The following is a 25,590-nucleotide window of genomic DNA, read 5'->3' on the forward strand; positions in this document are numbered from 1 at the left end:
CCGGCGCCCGCTCACGAGACGGTGAGCGTGAACGGCGTCCGGTCGTCCGCCGGGTCGTGGTCGTCCGCGCTCACCACCCGCACCTGCCCCACGGCCCGCCGGCCGTGGGGCAGGCGCGCGTCCGCCCGCACCGGCACCAGCGCCGTCGCCGACCGCAGCGGCGGCAGCCCCGCCGGGAAGACGCAGCTGACGGTCCGCCCGGCGGCCGTGCACGAGGACGGGAAGTACGGCCCCTCCGGAGCGAACCCCGGCGGCAGGTCGACCACCACCGTGAACGGCGAACCCGTCGCCTCCGGACCGCCGTTCCCGACGAACCCGTGCACCGTCGTCACCCCGCCCGGCGCCACCGGCTCCGGGTCCAGCCGCACCACCCGCAGATCCGAGTCGGACGCCGGCGCGGCGGCCGCCCCCAGCGCCCCCAGGGCGAGCACGGGCGCGGCGAGCAGGGCGAGGAGACGGGGCACGGGTGTCCTCCTGCGGAGCGTGAGTACCTGGACGCCCAGCGTAGTGAAGGGTCCGGCCCGGCCGGGTCCGGCCACGCCGCTGCGGTGCGGCACACGACCGCCCTGGCCGACGCCGTCCGGGCCGACCCTGATCAGCCGAGCAGATCGATCACCCAGGCCGTGACCGCGCGGGCCACCCCCGAGGCGAGGCCGCGCACCACCTGGGCGGTGAGCGTGCGGTCGGTGGTCCGGGCGGGCCTCTTCATGGTGCGGACGCGCTGCTTGCGGGACATCGTTTCCTCCCCTGACGGGTCGTGGTGGATCCGGGTCGGCCGACCGGTGTGAACACCACGATCCTTGGGCGGAGCGGTAGTTGGCGGATCGGCGGACGGACCCGGACCGGCCCGGAAGCGGCCCGCGTCGCCGCAGGTGGGCGCTAGGGTGAGAGGCCGCTCGGCGGACGGCGGCGGACGGCGGCGGACGGGCGGAGGAGGTCGGGTGGGGCGGGGACGCGGGCAGGGCGCCCGGGCGCAGGCGGAGATCGGGGAGTTCGCCCGGGAGCTGGCGGAGTTGAAGGCCGACGCCGGGGATCCCAGCGGCCCGCAACTGTGCAGGGCGGCCGGGGCCGGGCTGAGCACCAGCGGGATCAGCGAGCTGCTGAGAGGCAAACGCGGCGAGTTCGGGATCCCGCAGTGGGAGACCGTCCGGGCGTTCGTCGGCGGATGCCGGGCGCACGCCGCGAGCAAGGGCATCGCGCTGGCGGAGCCGCTGGGGGATGTCGCCCACTGGCGCAAGCGGCACGGCGAGCTGGTCAAGACGCTCGACCGCCTCGACCGGGACGGACCGGTGCTGCCCCCGTTCGCCCCGCTGCCCGCCGTACCGCCCGGGTTCACCGGGCGCGGCGCCGACCTGGAAGAGCTGCTGGCCGTCCTCACCCCCGCCGCGGGCGACGAACAGGCCGTGCTGGTGGCGTCCGTCCACGGCATGGGCGGCATGGGCAAGACCACGCTCGGCCTCGCCGCCGGGCACGCCGCCGTCCGGCGCGGCCTGTTCACCGGCGTGCTCCTGCTCGACCTGCACGGCTACGACGACAACGCCCTCGACCCCGGCCAGGTGCTGGACACCGCCCTGCGGGCTCTGGGCACCGCGCCCGAACAGATCCCGCCCGACCCCGACCAGCGGGCCGCCCTCTACCGCACCCAGCTCGACGCCCGCGCCCGGGCCGGTGAACGCGTCCTGGTCCTCGCCGACAACGCCTCCGGCGCCGACCAGGTCCACCACCTGGTACCGCCGCCCGGCGCGCATCGCCTGCTGGTGACTTCTCGCGACGACTTCGCCGCCGTCCTCGACGCCCACTTGATCGACCTCGACGTCCTCACGCCGGAACGCGCCGCCGAACTCCTGGACACCGCCCTGCGCCTGACCCTCCCGCAGGACGCGCGGATCACGGCCGACCCGGACGGCGCGGCCCGGCTCGCCGACCTGTGCGGCCGCCTGCCGCTGGCGCTGCGGATCGCCGCCGCGCAGCTCGCCGCAGACCGCAGCCTGCGACCGGCCCGGCTCGCCGACGAACTGGACGACCTGACCGAGCGGCTTGACCTGCTCGACGACGGTTCGCGCGCGGTCCGCAGCGTGCTGGAACGCTCCTACCGTCGCCTCGCGCCCACCCATGCCGAGGTGTTCCGGCTGCTGGCCGTCAACCCCGGCCCGGACCTGTCCCTGGACGCCGCCGCGGCAGCCACCGGCATCAGCAAGACCAGCGACGTCCGCCGCCGACTCGTCGCGCTCTCCCGCGCCAGCCTGATCCGCCAGGACCCCGGGACCGGCCGCTGGCGGATGCACGACCTGGTGCGCGCCTACGCTGGGGAGCTGGCCCGCGAGCATCCCGGCCACACCGCAGTGGCGTTCCAGCGGCTCCTGACGTACTACTGCCGCCTGGCCGCAGCCGCGGACGCCGATCTGCAGCCCACCCGCATCCGGAAGGACCACGCGCGGCAGTACGCGGACTGGACGAACGCGCTGGCGATCATGGACGCCGAACGTGCCAACATCACGGCCGCCGCCCACGCGGGGCGCGAGGCCGGGCACCACCACCTCGTGGTGTTGCTGGCGATGTCCTTCGAGACGTACTGCGACGTACGCCGTCACCTCAAGGACAGCCTGGCCGTGGCCCAGGTGGCTCTCGCCTCCGCCCAGGACTCCTCCGATCGGTTGGACGAGGCGTCGGCCTGGGACAACCTGGGCGTCGTGCTCAGGGGGGTGGGCCGTTTCGAAGAAGCGGAGCAGGCCCATCGCAACGCGCTGGCACTATGGCAGGACGTCGGCGACAGGCGGAACGAAGTCGTCGGTTGGGGCGGCCTGGGAATCGTGTTGCGCGAAATGGGGCGTTTCGAGGAAGCCGAGCGGGCTTTCCGTGCAGCCATGTCGCTGAACCTGTCCCTGGGACGGCACAACGGCGGGACCGCGCACAACCTCGGCCTCGTGCTAGAGGAGTTGGGCCGTTTCGAAGAAGCGGAGCAGGCCCACCGCACGGCGCTGGCGCACAACCAGGCCCTCGGTGACTACCGGAACGAAGCCGGTGTCTGGCACAACCTGGGCACCGCGCTGCGCAGCGCAGGCGACATGAGGCAGGCCGTGGATGCCGGTCGGCGGGCCGTCACGATCTTCCGGGAGCTGGGCGACCAGTATCGGCTCGGCTGGGCGTCCGACGAGTTGGCCGACACGCTGCTCGCGGCGGGCCACCCCGCGGCCGAGGTGCGGGCGTTGCGGGAGGAGTCGGCCGCCGCGTACCGGCTGGCCGGGGCGGAGGAGAAGGCGGTCGCGGCGCTGGCCAAGGCGGACGGGCCGGGGGCGGAAAGCGGGTGACGGGGCGGCGGGGGCGCTGGGATGATCGGGCGGCCGGTGCACGTACCGGTTGATAAGGGAGGCCGTCATGTCCGCTCGGGTGTACCCGTGGCAGTTGTCCTGGGGCGAGGTGGATCCGGCGCGGCACCCGTTCGCGCTCGACGAGGGCGGGCGGGACGAACTCGCCGCCGCCGTCCTCGCGTTGCGGCCGCCCGCGGCCGATGCGCCCGACCGGTACGAGTTCGGACCTCGGGTGACGGAGCTGTTGGTCGGGCGGTACGGGGCGTGGGCGTGCGGATGGGACTGGGCGGTGGGGGAGGGGGGTGGCGGCGGGCCCGTGCAGAGTTGGTGCTGCCCCGCCCATTCGCTGCGGGCCGGGCCCGGGCAGCGGCCCGGACGGTGGTGGCGTCGCTGGGGGAGTGGCGAGAGTGGCTGGAGCGGCTGGCCGAACGATTCGCCGAGCTCGCGCCGCCGCCGGGCGCGACGGCACCGGAGCGGAGCCGGGCCGTGCAGCGGGCGGCCGTCCGGCTGGTGACCGTGGTGGTGGACGCGACGCAGGCCGAGGACGCCTGGTACGCCCTGTGCGAGCGGACGCTCACCTGGTACCTGGACGCGGCCGGGATCGCGGGGGAGGCGGCGGCCGCGCTGGTGGACGAGGCGATCGGCGGGCGCTTCGCGAGCTGGGTGACACCGGAGGCCGCCCTGGTCGACACCGTCGGCGCGGACCTCGCCCGCGCCTGCCGTGCTGACCACTGACGCCGACGCGCTCGCCGGCTGGCGCGCCGTGCGGCGGCAGGTCGACTGGGCCGGGGCCGCCCCGGCGGGCGAGTACGGTCCGCTGCGCCCCGCGACCGACGGGCTGGCCGCCTGGATCGCCGCCCAGCGGGTGACCCGCGGCGCGCCACGGGCCGAACGGCTGCTGGCGGCAGCAGAGTCGGCGCGGGCGGACGCCGCCCGGGGGCTGCCGCTCACGCCCGAGCTGCTGCTCGGCTGGCAGCGGCTCGTCCTCGGCGACGGGGAACTGGGCTTCCGACGCACCGACGCGTTCGCCAAGGGCGGCCGCGAGCGGTACGGGTACGCGCCGTCGCTGCGGGACGACCTCGCCGCGTGCCTGCGGGAGAGCGCCGATCCGGGGCTGCCGCTGCCCGCGCGGGCGGCCCGGGCGTACCTGGACGTCGCGTTCTTCCACCTGTTCGCGGACGGCAACGGACGCTGCGCGATGCTGGTGCTCTGCTACGTGCTGGAGCTGGCGGGTGTCCGGCTCGACCTGGTCGGGCCGCTGGCCGTCGCCCGCTATCCCGACGACCCGGCGGGCGCGGCCGATCTCGCTCTGCTGGTGTCGGTGTTGATCCGGGCGGCCCGGCGGCGGGCGGATCCGGGCCCAGACCCGCACCACCGCTGACGGCGGGTCAGAGGACTTCGCCGAGGCGGGCGGCGATGGACTGCATGAGGGGGACGAGGCCGGCGGCGCCGGACTGGGCTTCGAGGGACTGGATGCGGGCCTCGGGGCCGGAGACGGAGAGGGCGGTGGGGGTGGGGGCGCCGGGGACGGCGACGGCGATGCAGCGGACGCCGATCTCCTGCTCCTGGTCGTCGACGACGTAGCCGAGGTCGCGGGCGGTGGCGAGCTGGGCGAGCAGCGCGGCGGGGGCGGTGACGGTGTGCGGGGTGTGGGCCTGGAGCGGGCCGGGGCCGAGCAGGGCGCGGGCCTCGTCCTCGGGGAGCTGGGCGAGCAGGGCCTTGCCGACGCCGGTGCAGTGGGGCTGGACGCGGCGGCCGACCTCGGTGAACATGCGCATGGAGCGCCGGGACTGGACCTGTCCGACGTAGACCACCTCGCCGCCCTCCAGGACGGCGAGGTTCGCGGTCTCGCCGGTGGCCTCCATGAGTTCGGCGAGGTAGGGGCGGGCCCAGGAGCCGAGCAGGCGGCCGGCGGTCTCGCCGAGGCGGATCAGGCGCGGGCCGAGGGTGTAGCGGCGGGCGGTGTCCTGCCGGACGTAGCCCTGGGCGACCAGGGTGCGGACCAGGCGGTGGATGGTCGGCATCGGCAGGCCGGAGGTGGCGGACAGTTCGCTGAGGGTGGCGACGCCGCCGGAGTCGGCGAGCGCCTCCAGGAGTTGGAAGGCGCGCTCGACGGACTGCACCGAGCCGGTGGTGCGTTCGGTGGAGGTGCTGGCCACGAGCGTTCCCTTCGATGTCCGGGGAGGAGTAGAGTCCACGCGATTCATCAACAAACCGTTGAAATTCTGTATCGCGGAAACTAGTCTCCACTGTACAGAACGGAACAGTCCAAGGAGAGTCCTGCCCATGGCCGCCGCAGATCAGGGTTCGTCCCCCTCCGTCCCCGGTGTCACGGTCTCCGGTCCGCCGGTGCCGCGCGCCGGGGAGGTGCTGACCGCGGAAGCGCTGGAGTTCGTCGCCGGCCTGCACCGGGCCTTCGAGGGCCGCCGCCGGGAACTGCTGGCCGCCCGCCGCGAGCGCCGCGCCGAGATCGCCCGCACCGGAACGCTGGACTTCCTGCCGCAGACCGCCAACGTCCGCTCCGGCGACTGGCGGGTCGCCCCCGCCCCGCGCGCGCTGACCGACCGCCGGGTGGAGATCACCGGCCCCACCGACCGCAAGATGGTCGTCAACGCGCTCAACTCCGGCGCCCGGGTCTGGCTCGCCGACTTCGAGGACGCCACCGCCCCGACCTGGGAGAACGTCGTCTCCGGCCAGGTCAACCTGATCGACGCCTTCGAGGGCCGGATCGACTTCACCGGCGAGCGGGGCAAGGCGTACGTCCTCAGGCCCGCCGCCGAACTCGCCACCGTCGTGGTCCGCCCGCGCGGCTGGCACCTGGACGAGCGGCACCTCACCGTCGACGGCGCCCCGGTGGCCGGCGCCTTCGTCGACTTCGGCCTGTACTTCTTCCACAACGCCGCCCGGCTGCTCGCCAGGGGCGAGCAGGACCCGAACTCCGGCCCGTACTTCTACCTCCCGAAGACCGAGAGCCACCTGGAGGCCCGGCTCTGGAACGAGGTCTTCACCCACGCCCAGGCCGCCCTCGGCATCCCGCACGGCACGATCCGCGCCACCGTGCTGATCGAGACCATCACCGCCGCCTTCGAGATGGACGAGATCCTCTACGAACTGCGCGACCACGCCGCCGGGTTGAACGCCGGCCGGTGGGACTACCTGTTCTCGATCGTGAAGAACTTCCGGGACGCCGGCGAGCGCTTCGTCCTGCCCGACCGCAACACCGTCACCATGGCCTCCCCGTTCATGGCCGCCTACACCCGCCTGCTGGTGCGGACCTGCCACCGGCGCGGCGCGCACGCCATCGGCGGGATGGCCGCGTTCATCCCCTCCCGCAAGGACCCGGAGGTCAACGCCGCCGCGCTGGTCAAGGTCCGGGCCGACAAGGAGCGGGAGGCCGCCGGCGGCTTCGACGGCTCCTGGGTCGCCCACCCGGACCTGGTGCCCGTCGCCCGGGAGTGCTTCGACGCGGTGCTCGGCGAGCGTCCGCACCAGAAGGAGAACCCGGGCCCGGCCGAGCCGGTCACCCCCGCCCAGCTGCTCGACGTCGCCGCGGCCGGCGGCAGCTGCACCCGCACCGGGCTGCACAACGCCGTCCAGGTCGGCATCCGCTACATCGAGGCCTGGCTGCGCGGGCTCGGCGCCGTCGCCATCTTCCACATGATGGAGGACGCCGCCACCGCCGAGATCTCCCGCTCGCAGGTCTGGCAGTGGATCCACAACGGCGTGGTGCTCGCCGACACCGGCGAGAAGACCACCGCCGACCTGGTCCGCCGCCTGGTCGCCGACGAACTCGCCGCGCTGAGCGCCGAGTTGGGCGAGGACGCCTACGCCGCCGGGCGCTGGACGGAGGCCGCCGCCCTGTTCGAGCAGGTCGCCCTCGCCGAGGACTTCCCGGACTTCCTCACCCTCCCCGCGCTCGCCCTCATCGACTGAGCGTCCCACCGACTGAGCGTCCCACCGACTGGGCGTCCCGCCCCGCCCACTCCGCCCCGTACCGCCGCACCCCCACGCCGGCCGCGGTACGGGGCGGTCCCACGAGAGGAGCACCATGGCACGCGTCTTCTTCAACGGCCAGGCGATGACCGGCGGCCCGTTCCACGCCAAGGTCCACGGCCACCTGATCGGCCCGGCCCGCACCGCCCCCGGCTACCGTTTCTTCTCCGTCCGCGACGAGTGCCCCGCCCTGCTCGCCGACCCGGACGCCGACACCGCCGTCGAGGGCGAGCTGTACGAGCTGCCGCTGGAGCGCCTGCGGGACGCCGTCCTGCCCGGCGAACCGCGCGAACTGGAGCTCGGCGTCATCGAGTTGGCCGACGGCACCCCCGCGCTGTCGATGGTGCTGGCCCGCGGCCAGCTGGAACGCGGCGTGCACCGCGAGATCACCGCGCACGGCGGCTGGCGCGCCTACCTGGCCACCCTCGGCCGCGAAGCCTGAACGGAGCGCCCGGGCCGCCCCGGCACCGGGGAAAAGCGGGTGCGGCCGGGGGAGTGCGCTGGCTAGGGTGATCCACGTCCGGGTGCGCAGGCAGGGGTTACTTCTCTGGATGGGTCCGTCGGCTCCGGCCGGTGCGGCCCAGGTGAAGGAACCGTTCCACGTCACCCCCGCCGCCTCGACCTCCGGACACCCAGCTGTACGCAGACTGCCACCTCCCGGTGCGCAGGCGCCGGTTACTTCCTGTAAAGAACCCACCGGCGCCGCTTTCGATCTCGGGAGGCAGCCGCGCCGGGGCGTCCGGTGCGCAGGCGGGGGTTACTTCCGGCTTCGGCGGTTCCGGGTTCGAGTCCCGGTCGCCCGTGCCCCGCACGGGCGGTAGCTCAAGGGCAGAGCACTGAACTGTCACCTCCACCGCGGCGGGCCGACCCGGCCCGCACGATCTCGGACGCCCCGGCCCGGCACGCCTCCCCGCAGGACGCAGGAGGAGTTCCCATGGCCCGCTTCAACACCCGCCGCGCCACCACCGCGAGCGGCCCGACCTCGCCCGTCGCCACCACCGGGCGGACCGCCCCCAACCACAACGGCGGGACGGGCCACCTGCGGGACGAGAAGTCCGAGCTCTTCCTGCTCGCCGTCGCCAACCTGGTCGGCCAGGACACCTTCTACGAACGCGGCGGCGACCGCGACGACCGCTACACCGCCCTGGTGCGCGAACTCGCCGTCCGCGACCCCGAGTGGACGCTCGGCCTGCTGCGCTGGCTGCGCTACGGCGCCGCGATGCGCACCGCCCCGCTGGTCGGCGCCGCCGAGTTCACCCGCGCCCGGCTCGACGCGAAGCTCCCCGGGCACTCCCGGCAGGTGGTCGACGCGGTGCTGCGCCGCCCCGACGAGCCCGGCGAACTGCTCGCCTACTGGACCTCCCGGTACGGCCGCGCCCTGCCCAAGCCGCTCAAGCGCGGCGTCGCCGACGCCGCCGCCCGGCTGTACGACGCGCGCGCCCTGCTCAAGTACGACACCGCGAGCAAGGGCTACCGCTTCGGCGACGTCCTGGAGCTGACCCACCCCGGCCCCCACCGCGACAAGCCGTGGCAGGGCGAGCTGTTCCGCTACGCGCTGGACCGGCGCCACCGCCCCGACGAGGCCCTCCCGCCCGCCGGGAGCGCCGTGCTGACCGCCCACCGGGAGCTGATGGCGCTGCCCGTGGCCGAGCGCCGCGCGGTGGTCGAGAGCCCCGGCGGGGCCGAGCGGCTGGCCGCCGCCGGGATGACCTGGGAGGCGCTGGCCGGCTGGCTCCAGGGCCCGCTGGACGCCGCCGCCTGGGAGGCCGTCATCCCGTCCATGGGCGCGATGGCGCTGGTGCGCAACCTGCGCAACTTCGACCGGGCCGGCGTCTCGGACGAGGCGGCCGAGGCGGTCGCCCGCCGGATCGCCGACCGGGGCGAAGTGCGCCGCTCGCGCCAGTTCCCGTTCCGCTACCTCGCCGCGCACCGGCACGCGCCCTCGCTGCGCTGGGGCCACGCCCTGGAGCGGGCGCTGCGGCACTCGCTGGAGAACGTGCCGGAACTGCCCGGGCGGACCCTCGTCCTGGTCGACCGCTCCGGCTCGATGTTCGACCGGCCCGGCGCGCAGACCGAGCTCAACCGGGCCGACACCGCGGCCGTCTTCGGCACCGCGCTCGCCCTGCGGGCCGCCGAGGCGAACCTGGTCGAATTCGGCACCACCAGCCGGGAGATCGACCTCCGGCCGGGCGACTCGCTGCTCAAGGCGGTCGACCGCTTCGGCAACCGCGGCGGCACCGACACCGCCGCCGCCGTCCGGGCCCACTACCGGGGCCACGACCGGGTGGTGATCGTCACCGACGAGCAGGCGTACGGCGGCCGGGTCCGCGACCCGCTGGAGTCCGTCCCGGCGCACGTCCCCTGTTACACCTGGAACCTGGCCGGCTACCGCACCGGCCACGCCCCCTCCGGCACCGGCGGCCGCCACACCTTCGGCGGCCTGACCGACGCCGCGTTCCGCCTGATCCCCCTGCTGGAGGCCGGGCAGCACGCCGCCTGGCCGTGGGAGCGGCAGGAGAACCAGGAGCGGCAGGACCGGTAGGACCGGTAGGGGCGGCAGGACTGGGAGGTGACGGGCCGTCAGTCGGTGGCCGGGTGCTCCCGGCCGCTCGCGTCCCTGCGGGCCGCTCCGTCCGGAGGCTACCGGGCAGCGGCCCGGACGGCGGCGTTGACGGCCAGCGGTACGGACGGCCAGCGGTACGGACGGCGGTGTGGAGCGGCCCCGGACCCTTCGCCGTGGGTCCGGGGCCGCGGGTCCGGGGGCCGGCCGTCGTCCCTGGCGGCCGGTCCCCGGAGCTCGGTGGGGCGTCAGCCGCGGGCGGCCAGGTCGCGGGCGGCGCGGGCGGCGGCGAGGGCGATCCGGTCCTCGTCGGCGGTGGTCAGGCGGCCGTTCTCGACCACCGGGTTGCCGTTCACGAACAGCGCGGTCAGCGGCGGGAGCGCGCCGAGGACGAGCGCGGCGACCGGGTCGGCGATCGAGGAGTGCAACACCCCGTCGACCTTCCAGAGCGCGAGGTCGGCGAGCTTGCCGGCCTCGATCGAGCCGATCTCGGCCTGCCGCCCCAGCACTCGGGCGCCGCCCATGGTGCCCAGGCGCAGCGCCTGGCGCACCGTCAGCGCGTCGGGGCGGCCGTGCAACCGGTTGATCAGCAGCGCGTTGCGCAGTTCGGTGCCCAGCTCGCCGGACTCGTTGGAGGCGGTGCCGTCCACGCCCAGGCCGACCGGCACGCCCGCCCTCAGCATGTCGGGGACGCGGGCGATCCCGGCGGCCAGCCGGGCGTTGGAGGACGGGCAGTGCGCGACGCCGGTGCCGGTCTCGGCGAACTTGGCGATGTCGGAGTCGTTCATGTGGACGCAGTGCGCCATCCACACGTCCTCGCCCAGCCAGCCCGTCGACTCGAAGTAGTCCGTCGGGCCCATCCCGAACAGCTGCCGGCAGAACTCCTCCTCCTCGGCGGTCTCCGAGCCGTGGGTGTGCAGCCGCACCCCCTTGCGGCGGGCCAACTCGGCGGACTGCCGCATCAGTTCGGTGGAGACCGAGAACGGCGAGCAGGGCGCGATGGCGACCCGCAGCATCGAGCCGAACGAGGCGTCGTGCCACTTGTCGACGGCGGACTCGGAGGCGGCGAGGATCTCGTCGGTGTCCTCCACCGCGTGGTCCGGCGGCAGCCCGCCGTCCTTCTGGCCGCGGTCCATCGAGCCGCGCAGCGCGGTGAACCGCAGGCCCAGCTCCTGCACGCCCGCCACCGAGGCGCCCAGCACGTCGCCGCCGCCGCGCGGGAAGACGTAGTGGTGGTCGGAGGCGGTGGTGCAGCCCGACTTGAGCAGCGCGGCGGCCGAGCCCTGGGTGGCGGCGTGCACCAGGTCCTCGTCGATCCGGGCCCAGGTCGGGTACAGCGCCACCAGCCAGTCGAACAGGATGCTGTCCTGGGCCAGCCCGCGGGTGATCCACTGGTAGAAGTGGTGGTGCGTGTTGACCAGCCCGGGGGTGAGCAGGTGCCCCTCGCCGTCGATCCGCCGCGCCACGTTGTCCAGCCAGGCGGGCGCGGGCCCGTCCCCGACCGACTCGATGGTGTTGCCGAGCAGGACCACGTGGCCGCGGGCGTACTCGGTGTCGTGCGCGTCGACGGTGGCGATCGCGACGTTCTCGATCACGATCCGCCGGTCGGCGGCGGGGGGCTGGACTGCCATGGGGGGACTCCTTGGAGGGAACGGCCGGCGGAGCCGACGTGGTGGAACAGCAGGTTGAGCAGCACCGCGGCCAGGCAGCCGGCCGAGATGCCCGAGTGCATCAGGGTGCGGACGGCCTCCGGGAACCCGTCGTAGAAGGTCGGCACGGCGATCGGGACGATCCCCACCCCGAGCGAGACCGACACCAGGATGGTGTGCGAGGTCGACTCCATCCCGGCCTCCGCGAGGGTGCGGATGCCGGACGCCGCGACCGTGCCGAACAGCACGATCCCCGCGCCGCCGAGCACCGGCTGCGGCACCAGCGACACCAGCGAGCCGAGCACCGGGAACAGTCCGAGCAGCACCAGGATGCCGCCGCCGGCCGCGACCACGTACCGGCTGCGCACCTTGGTGAGCGCCACCAGTCCGATGTTCTGGGCGAACGCGCTGCACGCGAAGCCGTTGAACACCGGGCTGACCGCGGTGGCCAGGCCGTCGGCGCGCAGCCCGGCCGCCAGGGTCGGCTCGTCGGCCTCGCGGTCGACGATCCGGCCCAGCGCCAGCATGTCGGCGGTGGACTCGGTCATCGCGACCACCATGACGATGCACATCGACACGATCGCCGCGGCGTCGAACCGCGGCCCGCCGAAGTGGAACGGCGAGGGTAGCGCAAACACCCGGGCGTCGCCGACGGCCGAGAAGTCGGCCAGGCCGAGCGGGAAGGCCGCGGCGGTGCCGACCGCCAGGCCGATCAGCAGCGACATCTGCTGCCAGAAGCCGCGCAGCAGCCGGTTGCCCAGCACCACCGCGGCCAGCGTGAACGCGGCCAGGCCGACCGCCTTCGCCGAGCCGTAGCCGGGCGCGCCCGGCGAGCCGCCGCGCGCCCAGTTGACCGCCACCGGCAGCAGCGACACCCCGATCAGGGTGATCACGGTGCCCTGCACGACCGCCGGGAAGAACCTGACGAGCCGGCAGAAGTACGGCGCCGCGAGGAAGCACAGGACCCCCGCGACGATCACCGCCCCGAAGACCACCGGGAGGGCGTCCTGCGGGCCGTGCTCCTTGGCGATCGCCAGCATCGGGGCGACGCCGGCGAACGAGACGCCGTTGACGAACGGGAGCCGGGCCCCGATCCGCCAGACGCCCAGGGTCTGGAGCAGGGTGGCCAGCCCGGCGGTGAACAGGCTGGCCGATATCAGCAGGGCGAGTTCGCCGGGGCTCAGCCCGACGCCCGCGCCCACGATCAGGGGTGGAGCGACCACGCCGGCGTACATCGCGGCGACGTGCTGGAGCCCGGTGCCGAACAGCTTCGCCGGGGAGAGCACCTCGTCGACCGGGTGGGTGGGGGTGGAACCGTCGTCGGTGGTGGGGGTGGTGCGGAGTGCCATGGAAGAGCCCCTTTGCTGTCCCTGGCTCTCGGCGCAACCCGGGCGCTGGAGAGGGTGGGTGGATCGGCCGGAGGACGGGACGACGGTGCAGGGTCCCTCCGGGGCGCTCTCCGGCCCCCGGGACTGCCGCCGTGAGGGCGGGCACGGTCTCCGAACGGTGTGGGGGAGGGAGCGGAAGCGCGGTACTGCGGCGTACGGCGGTGCGGAGTGCCGCGGTCGGGGCGTCGGGCGCGTTACGCGACCGGGATCACCGGGGTGACGCCCTCGCGGTGCACGGTGCCCTCGATCAGGCCGTACATCCGGTCGGCGGCGAAGTAGACCTCGTTCTCGTTCTTCAGTCCGAACGGTTCCAGGTCGACCAGGAAGTGGTGCTTGTTCGGCAGCTCCAGGCGGACCTCGTCCACCTCGGCGCGGTTGTTCAGCACCCGGGTGCCCATCGCGTGCAGGGTCTGCTGCAGCGAGTAGGAGTAGGTCTCGGCGAACGCCTCCAGCAGGTGGCGGCGCACCTGCTGGTATGAGCGGTTCCAGTTCGGCTCCGGCTGGCCGTCGCGGCCGTGGAAGCCGAACGCCCAACGGGCCGTCACCTGGGTGGCCAGGATGCGGTCGTACGCCTCCTGGAGGGTGGTGTACCTGTCCTTGATGTAGCCCCAGAACTCGGAGTTGGTGGTGTTCATCACCACCAGGTCCTTGAGTCCGGAGACCACCCGGAACCGGTCGCCGTCGTACACCACCTCGGTGGTGCGCACCTCCTGGCCCTTGCGGACGAAGGAGTGGCCGACCTCCTCGGAGCCGATGAACCGGGAGGAGGAGTCGGGGGTCCTGATCCGCTCCCAGGCGTACTCCTCGACCCGGATCCGGGCGCTGTGGACCACACCGCGCTCGGTGTCGTCCACGAAGTGCCGGGCCAGCAGGACGGCGAAGCCCTCGGCGGACTCGATGCCGTGCTCCTTGGCGTAGGCGTACACGGTGTTCTTGGTGGTGTCGGTGGGCAGGCAGTTGGCGTTCGAGCCGGTGAGGTGCACGTCGTCGAACTCGCCGCGCAGCGAGACCGAGACGTTCAGGTCCTTGATCTCGTGGCGGGTGGAATCGCGGGAGACCCGGACGATGCGGTTCTCCGCCTTGCCGTACTGGTTCTGGCCGAGCACGTGGGCCATGACGTGGCTCCTAGGGTTCCGGGCGGCCTACCTAGCTTCCGCGGTAGACCGAGTAGCCGAACGGGTTGAGCAGCAACGGCACGTGGTAGTGGTGCTGCGCGGGCGCGACCGTGAAGACGATCGAGACCTCGGGGAAGAACGGCCGCCCGGCCGACCCCGCGTAGTACGCGGCGGTGTCGAACAGCAGCCGGACGACCGAGCCCGCCTCCGCGGCCGGCAGGTCCTTGACCCGGCCGTCGGAGTCCGTGGCGGAGGTGCCGAGCACCTGCCAGCCACCCTCGGTGTGCAGTGCCAGCTCGACCGGTACGCCCGCGGCCGGGCGGCCGAGGCTGGTGTCGAGCACGTGCGTGGAGATGCCGGTCATGATGGGGAAGACCTCACTGGATGGCAGGGAGTGACTGTCCGTCGGTTCACCGGGGCGCGTCAAGCAGGCGGTCGATGCGGATCTCGTTGATCTTCCGCAGCTCCTCCCGGACGGTCTCCGCCTCGGTGGCGGGGTCGTTCGGGTAGCGCGCGCGCAGCGCGGCGAGCATGCCGTCCGCGGTGCGCCCGGTCGCGCAGACCAGGAACACGTGGCCGAACTTCGCCTCGTAGGCGGTGTTGGCCGCGCGCAGTTCGGCCAGGACGGACGGGTCGGCGCCCCGGACGCCGGCCTGCTCGCGCTCGGAGACGGCGTCCCCCGGCTTCGGGGTGCCGATCCGGGCGTGGCCGGCCATCGCGTCGCGCAGGTCGGCCGCGGAGAGCCCCGCCGTCGCCGCCGCGTTGGCGGCGGACAGCTCCGCGCGGTCGTGCCAGGGGCGGGTCGCCGCGACGGCGGCGGCCCAGGCGGGGCTGGAGCAGACCTCCAGCAGGAGCTCCCGCAGTCCGGCCGCGTCGGTGGCGGCCAGGGCGGAGAGGGCAGGGGGTGGCTGGGTCACGGTGGACCTCCTGAGGGTTGGTGCCACCCGCACAAGCTAGATCGGCCGCAACAGGCCGTCAACACTTTGTTGAACTGTTTGTGGGGACGGCGCACGGCGCCGGGTCCGCGACCCGGCGCCGTGTGCGATCCGCCAAATCCCCGGGGCCGGGCCCCGGCGGGGTCAGGACTTCTCCTGCCGGTTCAGGTAGTTGTACACCGTGAACCGGCTGACGCCGAGCGCCGACGCGACCGTCTCCACCCCGTGGCGGACGGTGAACGCGCCGCGCTCCTCCAGCAGCGCGACCACCCGCTGCTTCTCGGCGCGGTCCAGCTCGGCCAGCGGCCGGCCGTCGAACTGCCGGGCCGTCTCCGCCAGCAGCCGGTCCAGCGCGCTGCTCAGGTGCGGCAGCCGCACGGCCACGGCCGGGGCGCCGTCCCACTCCAGGACGACGTCCTCCGCGCGGGCCTCGGCCGGCTCGATCGCGGTCGCGCCGACGGCGGCCAGCAGGGGTTCCAGGGCGGCGGCGAGCGGGTGCTTCAGGGCGTCGCTCACTGCTTATCCCCTCCTTCGGATCCTTCCGGACCGGCTGTCCCCGGGGCGCCGGGCTCCTCGTCCAGCACGCTGACCTGGACCGAGATCCGGCTCGCCCCGGCCGCCAGGGTCTCCCGCAGCAGGCGGGTGACGGCGGCCAGGGCCGGCTCGGCGTCGCCCTCGGCGCTGGTGCCGAACGGTCCGACCGAGACGGCGAGTCCCGCCTCGTCCACCACCCGGCGCGCGGCCCTGGCGTGCTCGGGGAACCCGTCCAGGTCGAACGGCTCTGTCGTGAACTCCACCATCAATCGCACCCGCCCACCTTATCGATCCGGCCGGTCCGGACGATCGGACAGGTGTGCGCGGGCGGACGGCCGACGGCCCGGGCAGCTTCAACAAAATGTTGCGGCGTCCTTGACAGTTCCGGGCGGCGGCGGAGAAGCTTCCGTCAAGCAGAATTCAGCTTCCGGATCGTGGAAGTTGCACGGCGAGAGAGCGAGAGGTGAACGACGTGACCGCTGCCGCCCAGCACCGCTTCACGGTCAACCTGTCCATCCTGTTCGGCGAACTGCCCCTGCTGGAGCGGCCCGCGGCCGCCGCGGCGGCCGGCTTCACCGCCGCCGAACTCTGGTGGCCCTTCGGCGAGGAGCCCGCCCCCGGGGCGGAGGAGACCGGCGCGCTGGTCGCCGCGTTCGAGGAGGCCGGGGTCGAACTGACCGGCCTCAACCTCCTCGACGACCTGGTCCGCGGCGCCCGCGGCACGCTCTCCCTCCCCGCCGAGAGCGAGCGCTTCCGGGCGAACGTCCCGGTCGCCACCGCCCTCGCCGCCCGCCTGGGCACCGGCGCGCTGAACGCCCTCTACGGCAACCGCGTCCCCGGCACCGACCCCGCCGAGCAGGACGCCCTCGCCCTGGAGAACCTCGCCCTCGCCGCCCGGGCCGCCCACTCGATCGGCGCGGTCCTGCTGGTCGAGACGCTCAACCGGGCCGAGTCCCCCGACTACCCGCTGGTCACCGCCGCCGCCGCGGTCGACGTGGTCGACCGGGTCAACGCCGCCACCGGGCTCGGCAACGCGAAGTTCCTCTGCGACCTCTACCACCTCGCCCGCAACGGCGAGGACCCGGGCGCCGTCATCGGGGCGCACGCCGACCGGATCGGCCACGTACAGATCGCCGACACCCCCGGCCGCAACGAACCCGGCACCGGCGACCTCGACTTCGAGGACCTGTTCGCCCGCCTCACCGCCGCCGGCTACCGCGGCCGCGTCGGCCTGGAGTACCGCCCGGCCGGCGGCGTCAGCGCCGAGAGCTTCGACTGGCTGCCGCGCGAACTGCGCGCCGCGCGCTGAACTCTCCCCTCAAGACACTCACGTAAGGACCCGCACGCGATGAGCCGCAAGATCGCCTTCATCGGCCTCGGCATCATGGGCAAGCCCATGGCCGTCAACCTGGTCGGGGCCGGCCACCACGTCACCGGCTACAACCTCACCCGGGAGCCCGTCGACGCCCTGGTCGCGGCCGGCGGCCACGGCGCCGCCTCGATCGCCGAGGCCGTCGCCGACGCCGAGGTCGTCATCACCATGGTGCCCGCCGACCCGCAGGTCGAGCAGGTGATCCTGGGCGAGGGCGGCGTCCTGGAGCACGCCCGGGACGGCGCCCTGGTCATCGACATGTCCAGCATCACCCCGCAGACCTCGATCAAGGTCGAGGCCGCCGCGAAGGCCCGCGGCGTCCGCACCCTGGACGCCCCCGTCTCCGGCGGCGAGGCCGGCGCCGTCGAGGCGGTGCTCTCCATCATGGTCGGCGGCGCGGCGGCCGACTTCGCCGAGGCGAAGCCGCTGTTCGACGCGCTCGGCACCACCGTCGTGCACGTCGGCCCGGCCGGCGCCGGGCAGACCGTCAAGGCCGCCAACCAGCTGATCGTCGCCGTCAACATCCAGGTGCTGGCCGAGGCCGTGGTCTTCCTGGAGAACGCGGGCGTCGACCTCGCCGCCGCCCTCGACGTGCTCGGCGGCGGACTGGCCGGCTCCACCGTGCTGAACCGCAAGAAGGGCAACATGCTCGCCCGCGAGTTCGCCCCCGGCTTCCGGATCGACCTGCACCACAAGGACATGGGCATCGTCACCGACGCGGCCCGCGCCGTCGGCGCCGCGCTCCCGCTCGGCGCGGTCGCCGCCCAACTGGTCGCCTCCGCCCGGGCCAACGGCGACGGCTCGCTCGACCACTCCGCGCTGCTGCGCGGCGTCGAGCGGCTCTCCGGCCGCGAGGTCAAGTAAGGGAAGCAACCGGACTCCCCCGGCGGCGCGCACCTGTCCGCCCGCGCCCGCGCCGCCGGGGGGCACGAACCCCTCCCCGCCGAGGGGAGCCTCCCGCACGGGAGGACGGCGGGGAGGGAGACTCTCGGGCAGCCGGGTGGCGCGCGTCCGGGGGGTCCGGACCCCTGCCGCCCTCCCGGCCCCGTTCCGCCCGCTCGTTTCTGCAGAAAGGCCCGGTGCCGTGCGAGGTCATGTGGTCGTCGCCCCCGACAAGTTCAAGGGGTCGCTGGAGGGCGCCGAGGTCGCCGCGCGGATCGCGGCCGGCATCCGGCGGGCGGTGCCCGGGGTGGAGGTGCGCGAGCTGCCGGTGGCCGACGGCGGGGAGGGGACGCTGGCGGCGGCGCTCGCGGCCGGGTTCTCCCGGGTGGAGGTGAAGGTCGCCGGGCCGACCGGCCTGCCGGTGGTCGCGGGGCTGGCGGTGAAGGGGGAGACCGCGGTGGTCGAGCTGGCGCAGGCGTCCGGGCTGGCCCGGCTGCCCGGCGGCCGGACGGCGCCGCTGGCCGCCGGCTCGTACGGGGTCGGGCAGCTGGTCGCGAAGGCGGTCTCGCTCGGGGCGACCCGGGTGGTGCTGGGCCTCGGGGGGAGCGCCTGCACCGACGGCGGCGCGGGCCTGGCGCAGGCGCTGGGCGTCGAGCTGTACGACGCCGACGGCGCGCCGCTGCCGCCCGGCGGGGCCGCCCTGCGGCGGCTGGCGCGGGTGGAGCCGGGCCCGCTCGCGGACGGGCTGCGCGGGGTGGAGGTGGTCGTCGCGTGCGACGTGGACAACCCGCTGCTGGGCCCGCGCGGGGCGGCGGCCGTGTACGGCCCGCAGAAGGGCGCGGACGCCGCCGACCTGGTGGTGCTGGAGGAGGGGCTGACCCGCTGGGCGGACGCGGTCGCCGGGCTGACGGGCCGTGAGGTCCGGGACGCGCCGGGCGCGGGCGCGGCCGGCGGGGTGGGTTTCGCCGCGCTGGCGCTGCTGGGGGCGACGATGCGCCCGGGCATCGAGCTGCTGCTGGAGCTGCTGGGCTTCGAACGGGCGGTGCGCGGGGCGCGCCTGGTGGTGACCGGCGAGGGCTGCCTGGACGCGCAGACCCTGCACGGCAAGGCCCCGGCGGGGGTGGCCGCGGCGGCGGCCCGGGCCGGGGTGCCGGTGGCGGCGGTGGCCGGGCGGCTGGAGCTCGCCGAGCGGGAGTGGCGGGCGGCGGGCTTCGTCGAGGCGCTGGCGCTGGCCGAGCTGGCGGGCGGCCCGGCGGAGTCGATGGCCCGGGCGGGCGAGCTCGCGGAGCTCGCGGGGGAGCGGCTGGCGGCCGCGCTGCTGCGCTGACGGACCGTCGCACTCTCGTACGTTCACACATTGACGTTTTGTTGAAGGCGAGCCTAGGCTCCCAGCACTCCTTCGACCCACCCTCGCCCTCACGACGCTCGGAGGTCCCCTCATGCCCATCGACGCCGCGGTGATCCGCTCCCGGCGGGTGGTCCTGCCGGACGGCGAACGCCCCGCCGACGTGCTGGTGCGGGCCGGGCGGATCGAGCGGGTCGCCCCGCACGGCACCCTGCCCGCCGACGGCCGGCCGCTCACCGACCTGGGCGCCACCGCCCTGCTGCCCGGCCTGGTCGACACCCACGTGCACGTCAACGAACCCGGCCGCACCGACTGGGAGGGCTTCGCCTCCGCGACCAGGGCCGCCGCGGCCGGCGGGGTCACCACGATCGTCGACATGCCGCTCAACTCGATCCCGCCGACCACCACCGTCCGGGGCCTGGCCGCCAAGCGGAAGACCGCCGAGGGCCAGACCTGGGTCGACCTGGGCTTCTGGGGCGGGGCCGTCCCCGGCAACACCGGCGAACTCGAACTCCTGCACCGAGAAGGGGTGTTCGGCTTCAAGTCCTTCCTCGCCCCGTCCGGGGTGGAGGAGTTCCCGCACCTGGCCACCCCCGCCGACCTGGAGTCCGCGCTGGCCGAACAGGCCCGGCTCGGCGCGCTGGCGATCATCCACGCCGAGGACCCGGCCGTACTGGACGCCGCCCCCCAGGTGCCCGGCGCCCACTACCGGGACTTCCTGGCCTCCCGCCCGGACGGCGCCGAGGCCGCCGCGGTCGCCGCCCTGCTGGCCGCCGCCCGCCGCACCGGCGCCCGGGTGCACGTCCTGCACGTCTCCTCCGCCGCCGTCCTGCCGCTGCTGCGCCGGGCCCGCGCGGACGGCGTCCAGGTCACCGCCGAGACCTGCCCGCACTACCTGACCCTGGCCGCCGAGGAGGTCCCCGACGGGGACACCGCCTTCAAGTGCTGCCCGCCGATCCGCGACGAGTCCAACCGCGACCTGCTCTGGCAGGCCCTCGCCGACGGCGAGTTCACCGCCGTGGTCTCCGACCACTCGCCCTCCACCCCCGACCTCAAACTCCTCCGGCGGCACGGCGGCAGCGGCGACTTCGCCGCCGCCTGGGGCGGCATCGCCTCCCTGCAACTGGGCCTGCCCGCCGTCTGGACCGAGGCCCGCCGGCGCGGCCACACCCTGGCGGACGTGGTCCGCTGGATGTCCGCCGGACCCGCCGCCCTGGTCGGCCTGACCGGCACCAAGGGCGCCATCGCGCCCGGGTACGACGCCGACCTGGTGGCCTTCGACCCGGACGGCGAACTGACCGTCCGCGCCGAGCGCCTCCACCACAAGAACCCGGTCACCCCGTACGCGGGCCGCACCCTCACCGGGCTGGTCCGGCACACCTGGCTGCGCGGACGACCCGTCGACCCCGACGGCGCCCCGCACGGCCGACAGCTCACCCGACCCCGAACGCCGAACGAAGGAGCACCAGTTGAGTACTGACCTGACCCCGGACGCGCCCTTCACCGAGCTGGTCGACCTGGCCTCCCGGCTGCTCGGCGCGGGCGTGGTCGCCACCAACGAGGACACCTTCGCGGACGCCGAGAACCTGCTGGTCGCCAAGCCCGCCGAGTTCCGCCCGCACACCTTCGGCCACAAGGGCCAGATCATGGACGGCTGGGAGTCCCGCCGCCGCCGCGGCGCCAGCGCCGAGCAGCCGCACCCCACCGAGGACGACCACGACTGGGCGGTCGTCCGACTCGGCGCCGCGGGCCGGATCCGCGGCGTGGTCGTCGACACCGCCCACTTCACCGGCAACTACCCCGAGACCGCCTCCGTGCAGGCCGCGTCCGTCCCCGGCCACCCCTCGCCCGAGGAGCTGGCCGCCGCCGAGTGGACCGACCTCGTCCCGCGCACCGCGCTCAAGGGCGACACCGCGCACCGGTTCCCGGTCGACGACCCGACCCGCTGGACCCACGTCCGCCTGAACATCTGGCCGGACGGCGGCGTCGCCCGCCTGCGGGTGCACGGCGAGGTGCTGCCCGACCCGCGCGAGCTGGCCGGCCTCACCTTCGACCTCGCCGCCCAGGAGCACGGCGGCGTTGCCGAGGCCGCCTCCGACCGCTACTTCTCCTCCCCGCACAACCTGAACGCTCCCGGCCGAGCCACCGTCATGGGCGACGGCTGGGAGACCCGGCGTCGGCGCGACAAGGCCAACGACTGGGTGCGAGTGGCCCTGGCCGGGGGCGGCGAGGTGCTGGCGGCGGAGGTGGACACCTCCTGCTTCGTCGCCAACGCCCCCGGCTGGGCCGAACTCGTCGGCACCGACGGCGAGACCGAGACCGTCCTGCTGCCGCGCACCCGCCTGCAGCCCGACACCCGCCACCGCTACCGGCTCCCCGCGGGCACCCCCGTCACCCACGTCCGGATCAACGTCTACCCCGACGGCGGCCTCGCCCGCCTGCGCCTCACCGGCCGCCTCACCCCCGCCGGCCAGGACGCGCTGGCCCTGCGCTGGTTCAACGCGCTCCCGCTCCGCGAGGCCCGCGAAGCCCTCGCCGCGGCCGGCCTCCCCGCGGACCTCGCCGAGGCCCGGCCCCTCACCGACGCGACGGCCATCCGCCCGCTCCACGAGAGCTGAGCCCGGGGGCGCGCCCACCGGGGTCCGGGCCCGCCCGCCGCAGAGTCCCTCCTCCACACGCCCGAAGGATCACCATGCCCAGAACCCTCACCACCGAGTCCGGCGCGCCCGTCGCCGACAACCAGAACAGCGCTTCGGCGGGCGAGTACGGCCCGCTGCTGCTCCAGGACCAGCACCTGCTGGAGAAGCTGGCCCGGTTCAACCGGGAGCGCATCCCGGAGCGGGTGGTGCACGCCCGCGGGTCGGGCGCGTACGGGTACTTCGAGGTGACCGACGACGTCTTGCGGTACACCAGGGCCGCGTTCCTCTCGGCGGTCGGCAAGCGCACCGAGCTGTTCCTGCGCTTCTCGACCGTCGCGGGCGCGCTGGGCTCCACCGACGCGGTGCGCGACCCGCGCGGCTTCGCCGTCAAGTTCTACACCGAGCAGGGCAACTACGACCTGGTCGGCAACAACACCCCGGTGTTCTTCATCAAGGACCCGCTCAAGTTCCCGGACTTCATCCACTCGCAGAAGCGCGACCCGTACACCGGCGTCCAGGAGCCCGACAACGTCTGGGACTTCTGGGCGCACTCCCCGGCCTCCACCCACCAGATCACCTGGCTGTTCGGCGACCGCGGCATCCCGGCCTCGTACCGGCACATGAACGGCTTCGGCTCGCACACCTACCAGTGGGTCGACGCCGAGGGCCGGGCGCACTGGGTGAAGTACCACTTCAAGACCAACCAGGGCATCCGCTCGCTGGACGCCGAGCAGGCCGCGCAGACCGCCGGCGGGGACGCCGACAGCCACCAGCGGGACCTGCGCCAGGCGATCGAGCGCGGGGTGTTCCCGTCCTGGACGCTGTACGTGCAGCTGATGCCGGTGGAGGACGCCGCCGACTACCGGTTCAACCCGTTCGACGTCACCAAGGTGTGGCCGCACGCCGACTACCCGCTGGTCAGGGTCGGCCGGCTGGTGCTGAACCGGAACCCGGAGAACGTGTTCGCCGAGGTCGAGCAGGCCGCGTTCTCGCCGAACAACTTCGTGCCCGGCATCGGCCCGTCGCCCGACCGGATGCTCCAGGGGCGGCTGTTCGCCTACGCCGACGCCCAGCGCTACCGGCTCGGCGTCAACCACACCCAGCTGCCGGTCAACGCCCCGCGGGCGACCGGGGCGGCCAACTACGGGCAGGACGGGTACGCCGCGCTGAACCCGAACGGCCGGAACAGGAACTACGAGCCCAACTCGTACGGCGGCCCCGCCCAGACCGACGAGCCGCTGCACGCCCCGCAGCCGCTCTCCGGCCACACCGGCACCCACACCACCCCCGCCCACAGCAAGGACGACGACTTCTTCCAGGCCGGCGAGCTCTACCGGCTGATGACGGCGGACGAGAAGTCCCGCCTGATCGCCAACCTGGCCGGCTCGCTCGCCCAGGTCGGCCGGGACGACGTGGTCGAGAAGAACCTCGCCCACTTCCACGCCGCCGACCCGGACTACGGCAGCCGCCTCGCCGCGGCCGTCGCCGCCCTCCGCGCGGCCCAGGAGGACTGACCCGGCGCCCGCCCGGGAGGACCGGCCCCGGCGTGCGTGCGCCGGGGCCGGTCCGGCATATGCGTGTCAAGGGGGCGGCCCTCCGTGGGGGCGAATATCCGGTGAGGGGACGGTGCGCGGGCGGTGCGCTGGCTACGCTGGGCGGAAGGCGGGACCGGCGGGGAGGGGCGGAGCCATGTCGACGGTGCGCAGGGGCCGGCGTGACGGGTTGCTCGGGCCGGGCGGGGGCGGGAGCGGGCCGTTCGGGGTGCTGCGCCGGGCGCTGCGACTGCTGGAGGCGGTCGACCGCCGCCCGGCCGGCGCGACGCTGGCCGAGCTGGCCCGGGAGCTGTCCGTCCCGGAGGAGCAACTGCGGCCGCTGGCCGAGGAGTTGGAGACCGAGGGGTACCTGGTCGGGCTGGACGGCGGCTGGGCGCTGGGCGGGGCGTTCACCCTGCTGGGCACCCAGCACCGGGAACCGATGGTGCGGGCCCGGCTGCACCACCGGCTGGAGGAACTCCGCGAGGAGCTGGGCGCGGCCGTCTACTTCAGCCGCTACCACGACGGCGAACTCTCGGTGGAGGCGGTGAGCGCCGCCGAGGACGCCCCGGCGGTGCACGAGTGGGCGGACTTCCGGGCCACCGCGCACGCCTCCGCGATCGGCAAGTGCCTGCTCGCGCAACTCGACCACGACGCCCGGCTCGACCACCTGGCCCGGCACCCGGCCGCCCGGCTGACCGCGCGCACCATCACCGAGACCGACCGGCTGCTGCACCGGCTCGACCGGCAGCCCGCCACCGTCCCGGTGCTGGACCTCCAGGAGTACTCGATGGACACGGTCTGCGCGGCCGTCCCGATCGTCGCCGGGAGCACCGTCGGCTGCCTGGCCACCTCGCTGCCGGTCGCCCAGGCGCACCGGCTGCGCGAGGCCGCCGAGCTGCTGGCCGTCCGGGCGACGCCGCTGATGCTGGCGATGGCGGTCTGACCGCCCGTCAAACCGCTGTACGAACCGGGGACGGGCGGCGAGGATGACCCGATGAACGACCACTCGCCCCGGGCCGTCGTCCGGCCCTACCGGCCCACCGACCGGGCCGCCCTGTTCGACGTCTGCGTGCGCACCGGCGAGCTCGGCGGCGACTCCCGGCAGACCTACCCCGACCTCGACCTGCTGCCGAACATCTTCGCCGCCCCGTACGCCGAGCTCGAACCGGACCTGTCCTTCGTGCTGGACGACGGCGAGCGCGCGGTCGGGTACGTGGTGGCGACCGCGGACACCCCCACCTTCGTCCGCCGCTTCCGTAACGAGTGGCTGCCCACCCTCGCCGACCGCTACCCGCCGCCGACCGGCGCCCCGGCCACCCCCAGCGAGACGATGATCGACCTGATGCACACCCCCGAGCGGATGGTGCTGCCCGAACTCGCCGACTACCCCGCCCACCTGCACATCGACCTGCTGCCCAGCCACCAGCGGGCCGGCTACGGACGGGAGTTGATCCACACCCTGCTGGCCGCGCTGGCCGCCAAGGACGTCCCGCGGGTCCACCTCGGCATGGTCACCGCCAACACCGCCGCCCGCCCCTTCTACGACCGCCTCGGCTTCCACCCCATCCCCGTCCCCGACCCGGGCCCGATCACCTACCTGGGCCGCCGCACCACCGACTGAGCCGCCCCGCTACGACCACCGCCGGTCGAAGGGGAGGCTGCGGGGAGGGCGGGGGCGAGGCTGTTCGCGGGTCGCCGATCTGCTGGACGAGGTCCACCGGGCCGCGGCGGGCGGCGGGTTCGCGGAGGCCGAGCGCTTGGCCCGGCAGGCCGCCGACCTGGGCGGTGCGGTCCCGGCGTGGCGGAGACCGCGGGCACGCCCGTCATGGTGAGCCGCACGCTACAGGCGCAAGACCGCCCGGCGGAGGCGGGACGCGAACTGCGGGCCGGGTCGGCCGGCGGTGGCCGCCTGAAATCCGACGCCGAAGCGCTGCTGCGCACCGCGCTCGCCACCCTGCTGCGCCGCGCGGGACGGCACCCGGAGGCGGACGAGGAGATCGGCCGCGTCTTGGTGGCGGATGCCTCGCCCGCCTGGGCGGTGCGGACCCGGCACGCGAACGCGGCCCCGCCGGCCGAGCTGGGACGGCACCGGGAGGCCGCCGAGCGGTACGCCGAGCAGTGCGCCGAGGTCGCCGGCCGGGCGGCACAGGAGGGTTGACGCGGTCTGCCGGTCTGCCGGTTAGCCGATCAGCCGGTCCCGGTCCGCCGCGCCCCGGTGTCGGGTCAGCAGCGCCGGGGGCGGACAGGACTGACGGTGCGTGCGTTGCTCCCCGAAGAATTTCCGTTTTGCGCATATTGTCACTCCAGTGCCCCGTCGGGGCACGGGGCCGGACCC

25 protein-coding genes are annotated in these 25,590 nt (G+C 74.7%); 15 read left to right on the top strand and 10 right to left on the bottom strand.

From position 1 onward, the window contains the following. Positions 1–11 precede the first annotated feature (11 nt). Together ACIQVD_RS09600 and ACIQVD_RS09605 are read right to left on the bottom strand one after the other, a co-directional pair. The gene (locus ACIQVD_RS09600; protein WP_402287362.1) at positions 12–464 is read right to left on the bottom strand and encodes a hypothetical protein; all 453 of its coding nucleotides are present in this window, start codon (positions 462–464) and stop codon (positions 12–14) included. A gap of 131 nt (positions 465–595) precedes the next feature. Further along, entirely contained in the window at positions 596–736 is a 141-nt protein-coding gene (locus ACIQVD_RS09605; RefSeq protein WP_400679029.1) for a hypothetical protein, read from the bottom strand. Positions 737–941: 205 nt separating this feature from the next. Here ACIQVD_RS09605 and ACIQVD_RS09610 point away from each other — a divergent pair, with 205 nt between their 5' ends. The 3 genes from ACIQVD_RS09610 (at position 942) to ACIQVD_RS09620 (ending at position 4,689) form a co-directional block, all read left to right on the top strand. After that, the gene (locus ACIQVD_RS09610; protein ID WP_402287365.1) at positions 942–3,308 is read left to right on the top strand and encodes a tetratricopeptide repeat protein; all 2,367 of its coding nucleotides are present in this window, start codon (positions 942–944) and stop codon (positions 3,306–3,308) included. Positions 3,309–3,689: 381 nt separating this feature from the next. After that, a complete protein-coding gene (locus ACIQVD_RS09615; RefSeq protein ID WP_402287367.1) occupies positions 3,690–4,043 on the top strand; it encodes a hypothetical protein in 354 nt (117 codons plus the stop codon). Then, positions 4,030–4,689 (top strand): Fic family protein, encoded by a 660-nt coding sequence (locus tag ACIQVD_RS09620; RefSeq protein ID WP_402287370.1) that lies wholly within the window; start codon positions 4,030–4,032, stop codon positions 4,687–4,689. Before ACIQVD_RS09615 ends, ACIQVD_RS09620 begins: the two co-directional genes overlap by 14 nt. Before the next feature lie 7 nt (positions 4,690–4,696). Here ACIQVD_RS09620 and ACIQVD_RS09625 read toward each other — a convergent pair whose 3' ends face one another. Then, positions 4,697–5,515, bottom strand: coding sequence for an IclR family transcriptional regulator (locus ACIQVD_RS09625; RefSeq protein WP_400679035.1), 819 nt, complete (start codon positions 5,513–5,515; stop codon positions 4,697–4,699). A gap of 79 nt (positions 5,516–5,594) precedes the next feature. Between ACIQVD_RS09625 and aceB the strand changes: the two genes are divergently transcribed. The 3 genes from aceB to ACIQVD_RS09640 all read left to right on the top strand — a co-directional run bounded on the left by aceB (position 5,595) and on the right by ACIQVD_RS09640 (position 9,843). Further along, positions 5,595–7,241, top strand: a complete 1,647-nt coding sequence (gene aceB / locus ACIQVD_RS09630; RefSeq protein WP_402287373.1) for a malate synthase A — start codon at positions 5,595–5,597, stop codon at positions 7,239–7,241. A gap of 115 nt (positions 7,242–7,356) precedes the next feature. Next, the gene (locus ACIQVD_RS09635; protein WP_400679038.1) at positions 7,357–7,743 is read left to right on the top strand and encodes a gamma-glutamylcyclotransferase; all 387 of its coding nucleotides are present in this window, start codon (positions 7,357–7,359) and stop codon (positions 7,741–7,743) included. A 492-nt stretch (positions 7,744–8,235) separates the two neighbouring features. Beyond that, the gene (locus ACIQVD_RS09640; protein ID WP_402287377.1) at positions 8,236–9,843 is read left to right on the top strand and encodes a TROVE domain-containing protein; all 1,608 of its coding nucleotides are present in this window, start codon (positions 8,236–8,238) and stop codon (positions 9,841–9,843) included. Positions 9,844–10,109: 266 nt separating this feature from the next. Here ACIQVD_RS09640 and ACIQVD_RS09645 read toward each other — a convergent pair whose 3' ends face one another. The 7 genes from ACIQVD_RS09645 to ACIQVD_RS09675 form a co-directional block, all read right to left on the bottom strand. Beyond that, a complete protein-coding gene (locus ACIQVD_RS09645; RefSeq protein ID WP_402287380.1) occupies positions 10,110–11,492 on the bottom strand; it encodes an 8-oxoguanine deaminase in 1,383 nt (460 codons plus the stop codon). Further along, entirely contained in the window at positions 11,453–12,859 is a 1,407-nt protein-coding gene (locus ACIQVD_RS09650) for a nucleobase:cation symporter-2 family protein (RefSeq protein ID WP_400679042.1), read from the bottom strand. Before ACIQVD_RS09650 ends, ACIQVD_RS09645 begins: the two co-directional genes overlap by 40 nt. A 233-nt stretch (positions 12,860–13,092) precedes the next feature. Then, on the bottom strand, positions 13,093–14,013 hold the full coding sequence (pucL, locus tag ACIQVD_RS09655; RefSeq protein WP_400679043.1) for a factor-independent urate hydroxylase: 921 nt from the start codon (positions 14,011–14,013) through the stop codon (positions 13,093–13,095). A 31-nt stretch (positions 14,014–14,044) separates the two neighbouring features. Beyond that, complete coding sequence (gene uraH, locus ACIQVD_RS09660; protein WP_400679044.1) at positions 14,045–14,377, bottom strand: hydroxyisourate hydrolase; 333 nt, start codon at positions 14,375–14,377, stop codon at positions 14,045–14,047. A 46-nt stretch (positions 14,378–14,423) separates the two neighbouring features. Further along, positions 14,424–14,930, bottom strand: a complete 507-nt coding sequence (gene uraD, locus ACIQVD_RS09665) for a 2-oxo-4-hydroxy-4-carboxy-5-ureidoimidazoline decarboxylase (RefSeq protein WP_100839525.1) — start codon at positions 14,928–14,930, stop codon at positions 14,424–14,426. Positions 14,931–15,092: 162 nt separating this feature from the next. Continuing rightward, entirely contained in the window at positions 15,093–15,464 is a 372-nt protein-coding gene (locus tag ACIQVD_RS09670) for a helix-turn-helix domain-containing protein (RefSeq protein ID WP_400679045.1), read from the bottom strand. Further along, positions 15,461–15,748: a thiamine-binding protein gene (locus tag ACIQVD_RS09675; protein ID WP_400679911.1), complete on the bottom strand. Its 288-nt coding sequence runs from the start codon at positions 15,746–15,748 to the stop codon at positions 15,461–15,463. The genes ACIQVD_RS09670 and ACIQVD_RS09675 overlap by 4 nt, the downstream gene beginning before the upstream one ends. 197 nt (positions 15,749–15,945) lie before the next feature. On the opposite strand from ACIQVD_RS09675, the gene ACIQVD_RS09680 reads away from it, so the two are divergent. The 9 genes from ACIQVD_RS09680 (at position 15,946) to ACIQVD_RS09720 (ending at position 25,413) form a co-directional block, all read left to right on the top strand. Continuing rightward, the gene (locus tag ACIQVD_RS09680; protein WP_402287387.1) at positions 15,946–16,791 is read left to right on the top strand and encodes a TIM barrel protein; all 846 of its coding nucleotides are present in this window, start codon (positions 15,946–15,948) and stop codon (positions 16,789–16,791) included. A 39-nt stretch (positions 16,792–16,830) separates the two neighbouring features. Beyond that, on the top strand, positions 16,831–17,718 hold the full coding sequence (locus ACIQVD_RS09685) for a 2-hydroxy-3-oxopropionate reductase (protein WP_282203390.1): 888 nt from the start codon (positions 16,831–16,833) through the stop codon (positions 17,716–17,718). A 220-nt stretch (positions 17,719–17,938) separates the two neighbouring features. Continuing rightward, positions 17,939–19,063 carry a glycerate kinase gene (locus ACIQVD_RS09690; protein WP_400679047.1) on the top strand — a complete coding sequence of 375 codons (1,125 nt, stop codon included), beginning with the start codon at positions 17,939–17,941 and terminating at the stop codon, positions 19,061–19,063. Between the two features lie 112 nt (positions 19,064–19,175). Then, entirely contained in the window at positions 19,176–20,561 is a 1,386-nt protein-coding gene (gene allB, locus ACIQVD_RS09695; RefSeq protein WP_400679049.1) for an allantoinase AllB, read from the top strand. Then, complete coding sequence (alc, locus tag ACIQVD_RS09700; protein WP_400679050.1) at positions 20,551–21,699, top strand: allantoicase; 1,149 nt, start codon at positions 20,551–20,553, stop codon at positions 21,697–21,699. Before allB ends, alc begins: the two co-directional genes overlap by 11 nt. 74 nt (positions 21,700–21,773) lie before the next feature. Next, positions 21,774–23,234 (top strand): catalase, encoded by a 1,461-nt coding sequence (locus ACIQVD_RS09705; protein WP_402287391.1) that lies wholly within the window; start codon positions 21,774–21,776, stop codon positions 23,232–23,234. A gap of 175 nt (positions 23,235–23,409) precedes the next feature. Continuing rightward, a complete protein-coding gene (locus ACIQVD_RS09710) occupies positions 23,410–24,198 on the top strand; it encodes an IclR family transcriptional regulator (protein WP_400679053.1) in 789 nt (262 codons plus the stop codon). Positions 24,199–24,249: 51 nt separating this feature from the next. Continuing rightward, complete coding sequence (locus ACIQVD_RS09715; protein WP_402287395.1) at positions 24,250–24,876, top strand: GNAT family N-acetyltransferase; 627 nt, start codon at positions 24,250–24,252, stop codon at positions 24,874–24,876. 177 nt (positions 24,877–25,053) lie between these two features. Then, positions 25,054–25,413 carry a hypothetical protein gene (locus ACIQVD_RS09720; protein ID WP_402287398.1) on the top strand — a complete coding sequence of 120 codons (360 nt, stop codon included), beginning with the start codon at positions 25,054–25,056 and terminating at the stop codon, positions 25,411–25,413. The last annotated feature ends 177 nt before the right edge of the window (positions 25,414–25,590 follow it).

Origin of the sequence: Kitasatospora sp. NPDC090308, assembly GCF_044769485.1 — a bacterium.
Taxonomy (GTDB): Bacteria; Actinomycetota; Actinomycetes; order Streptomycetales; family Streptomycetaceae; genus Kitasatospora; species Kitasatospora fiedleri.

Bases quoted from the DNA above. Each gene is read 5' to 3' on its own strand.
- ACIQVD_RS09605 (WP_400679029.1), bottom strand. From the start codon at position 736: ATGTCCCGCAAGCAGCGCGTCCGCACCATGAAGAGGCCCGCCCGGACC.
- ACIQVD_RS09625 (WP_400679035.1), bottom strand. From the start codon at position 5,515: ATGAATCGCGTGGACTCTACTCCTCCCCGGACATCGAAGGGAACGCTC.
- aceB (WP_402287373.1), top strand. From the start codon at position 5,595: ATGGCCGCCGCAGATCAGGGTTCGTCCCCCTCCGTCCCCGGTGTCACG.
- ACIQVD_RS09635 (WP_400679038.1), top strand. From the start codon at position 7,357: ATGGCACGCGTCTTCTTCAACGGCCAGGCGATGACCGGCGGCCCGTTC.
- ACIQVD_RS09640 (WP_402287377.1), top strand. From the start codon at position 8,236: ATGGCCCGCTTCAACACCCGCCGCGCCACCACCGCGAGCGGCCCGACC.
- ACIQVD_RS09645 (WP_402287380.1), bottom strand. From the start codon at position 11,492: ATGGCAGTCCAGCCCCCCGCCGCCGACCGGCGGATCGTGATCGAGAAC.
- ACIQVD_RS09650 (WP_400679042.1), bottom strand. From the start codon at position 12,859: ATGGCACTCCGCACCACCCCCACCACCGACGACGGTTCCACCCCCACC.
- pucL (WP_400679043.1), bottom strand. From the start codon at position 14,013: ATGGCCCACGTGCTCGGCCAGAACCAGTACGGCAAGGCGGAGAACCGC.
- uraH (WP_400679044.1), bottom strand. From the start codon at position 14,377: ATGACCGGCATCTCCACGCACGTGCTCGACACCAGCCTCGGCCGCCCG.
- ACIQVD_RS09675 (WP_400679911.1), bottom strand. From the start codon at position 15,748: ATGGTGGAGTTCACGACAGAGCCGTTCGACCTGGACGGGTTCCCCGAG.
- ACIQVD_RS09685 (WP_282203390.1), top strand. From the start codon at position 16,831: ATGAGCCGCAAGATCGCCTTCATCGGCCTCGGCATCATGGGCAAGCCC.
- allB (WP_400679049.1), top strand. From the start codon at position 19,176: ATGCCCATCGACGCCGCGGTGATCCGCTCCCGGCGGGTGGTCCTGCCG.
- ACIQVD_RS09705 (WP_402287391.1), top strand. From the start codon at position 21,774: ATGCCCAGAACCCTCACCACCGAGTCCGGCGCGCCCGTCGCCGACAAC.
- ACIQVD_RS09710 (WP_400679053.1), top strand. From the start codon at position 23,410: ATGTCGACGGTGCGCAGGGGCCGGCGTGACGGGTTGCTCGGGCCGGGC.
- ACIQVD_RS09715 (WP_402287395.1), top strand. From the start codon at position 24,250: ATGAACGACCACTCGCCCCGGGCCGTCGTCCGGCCCTACCGGCCCACC.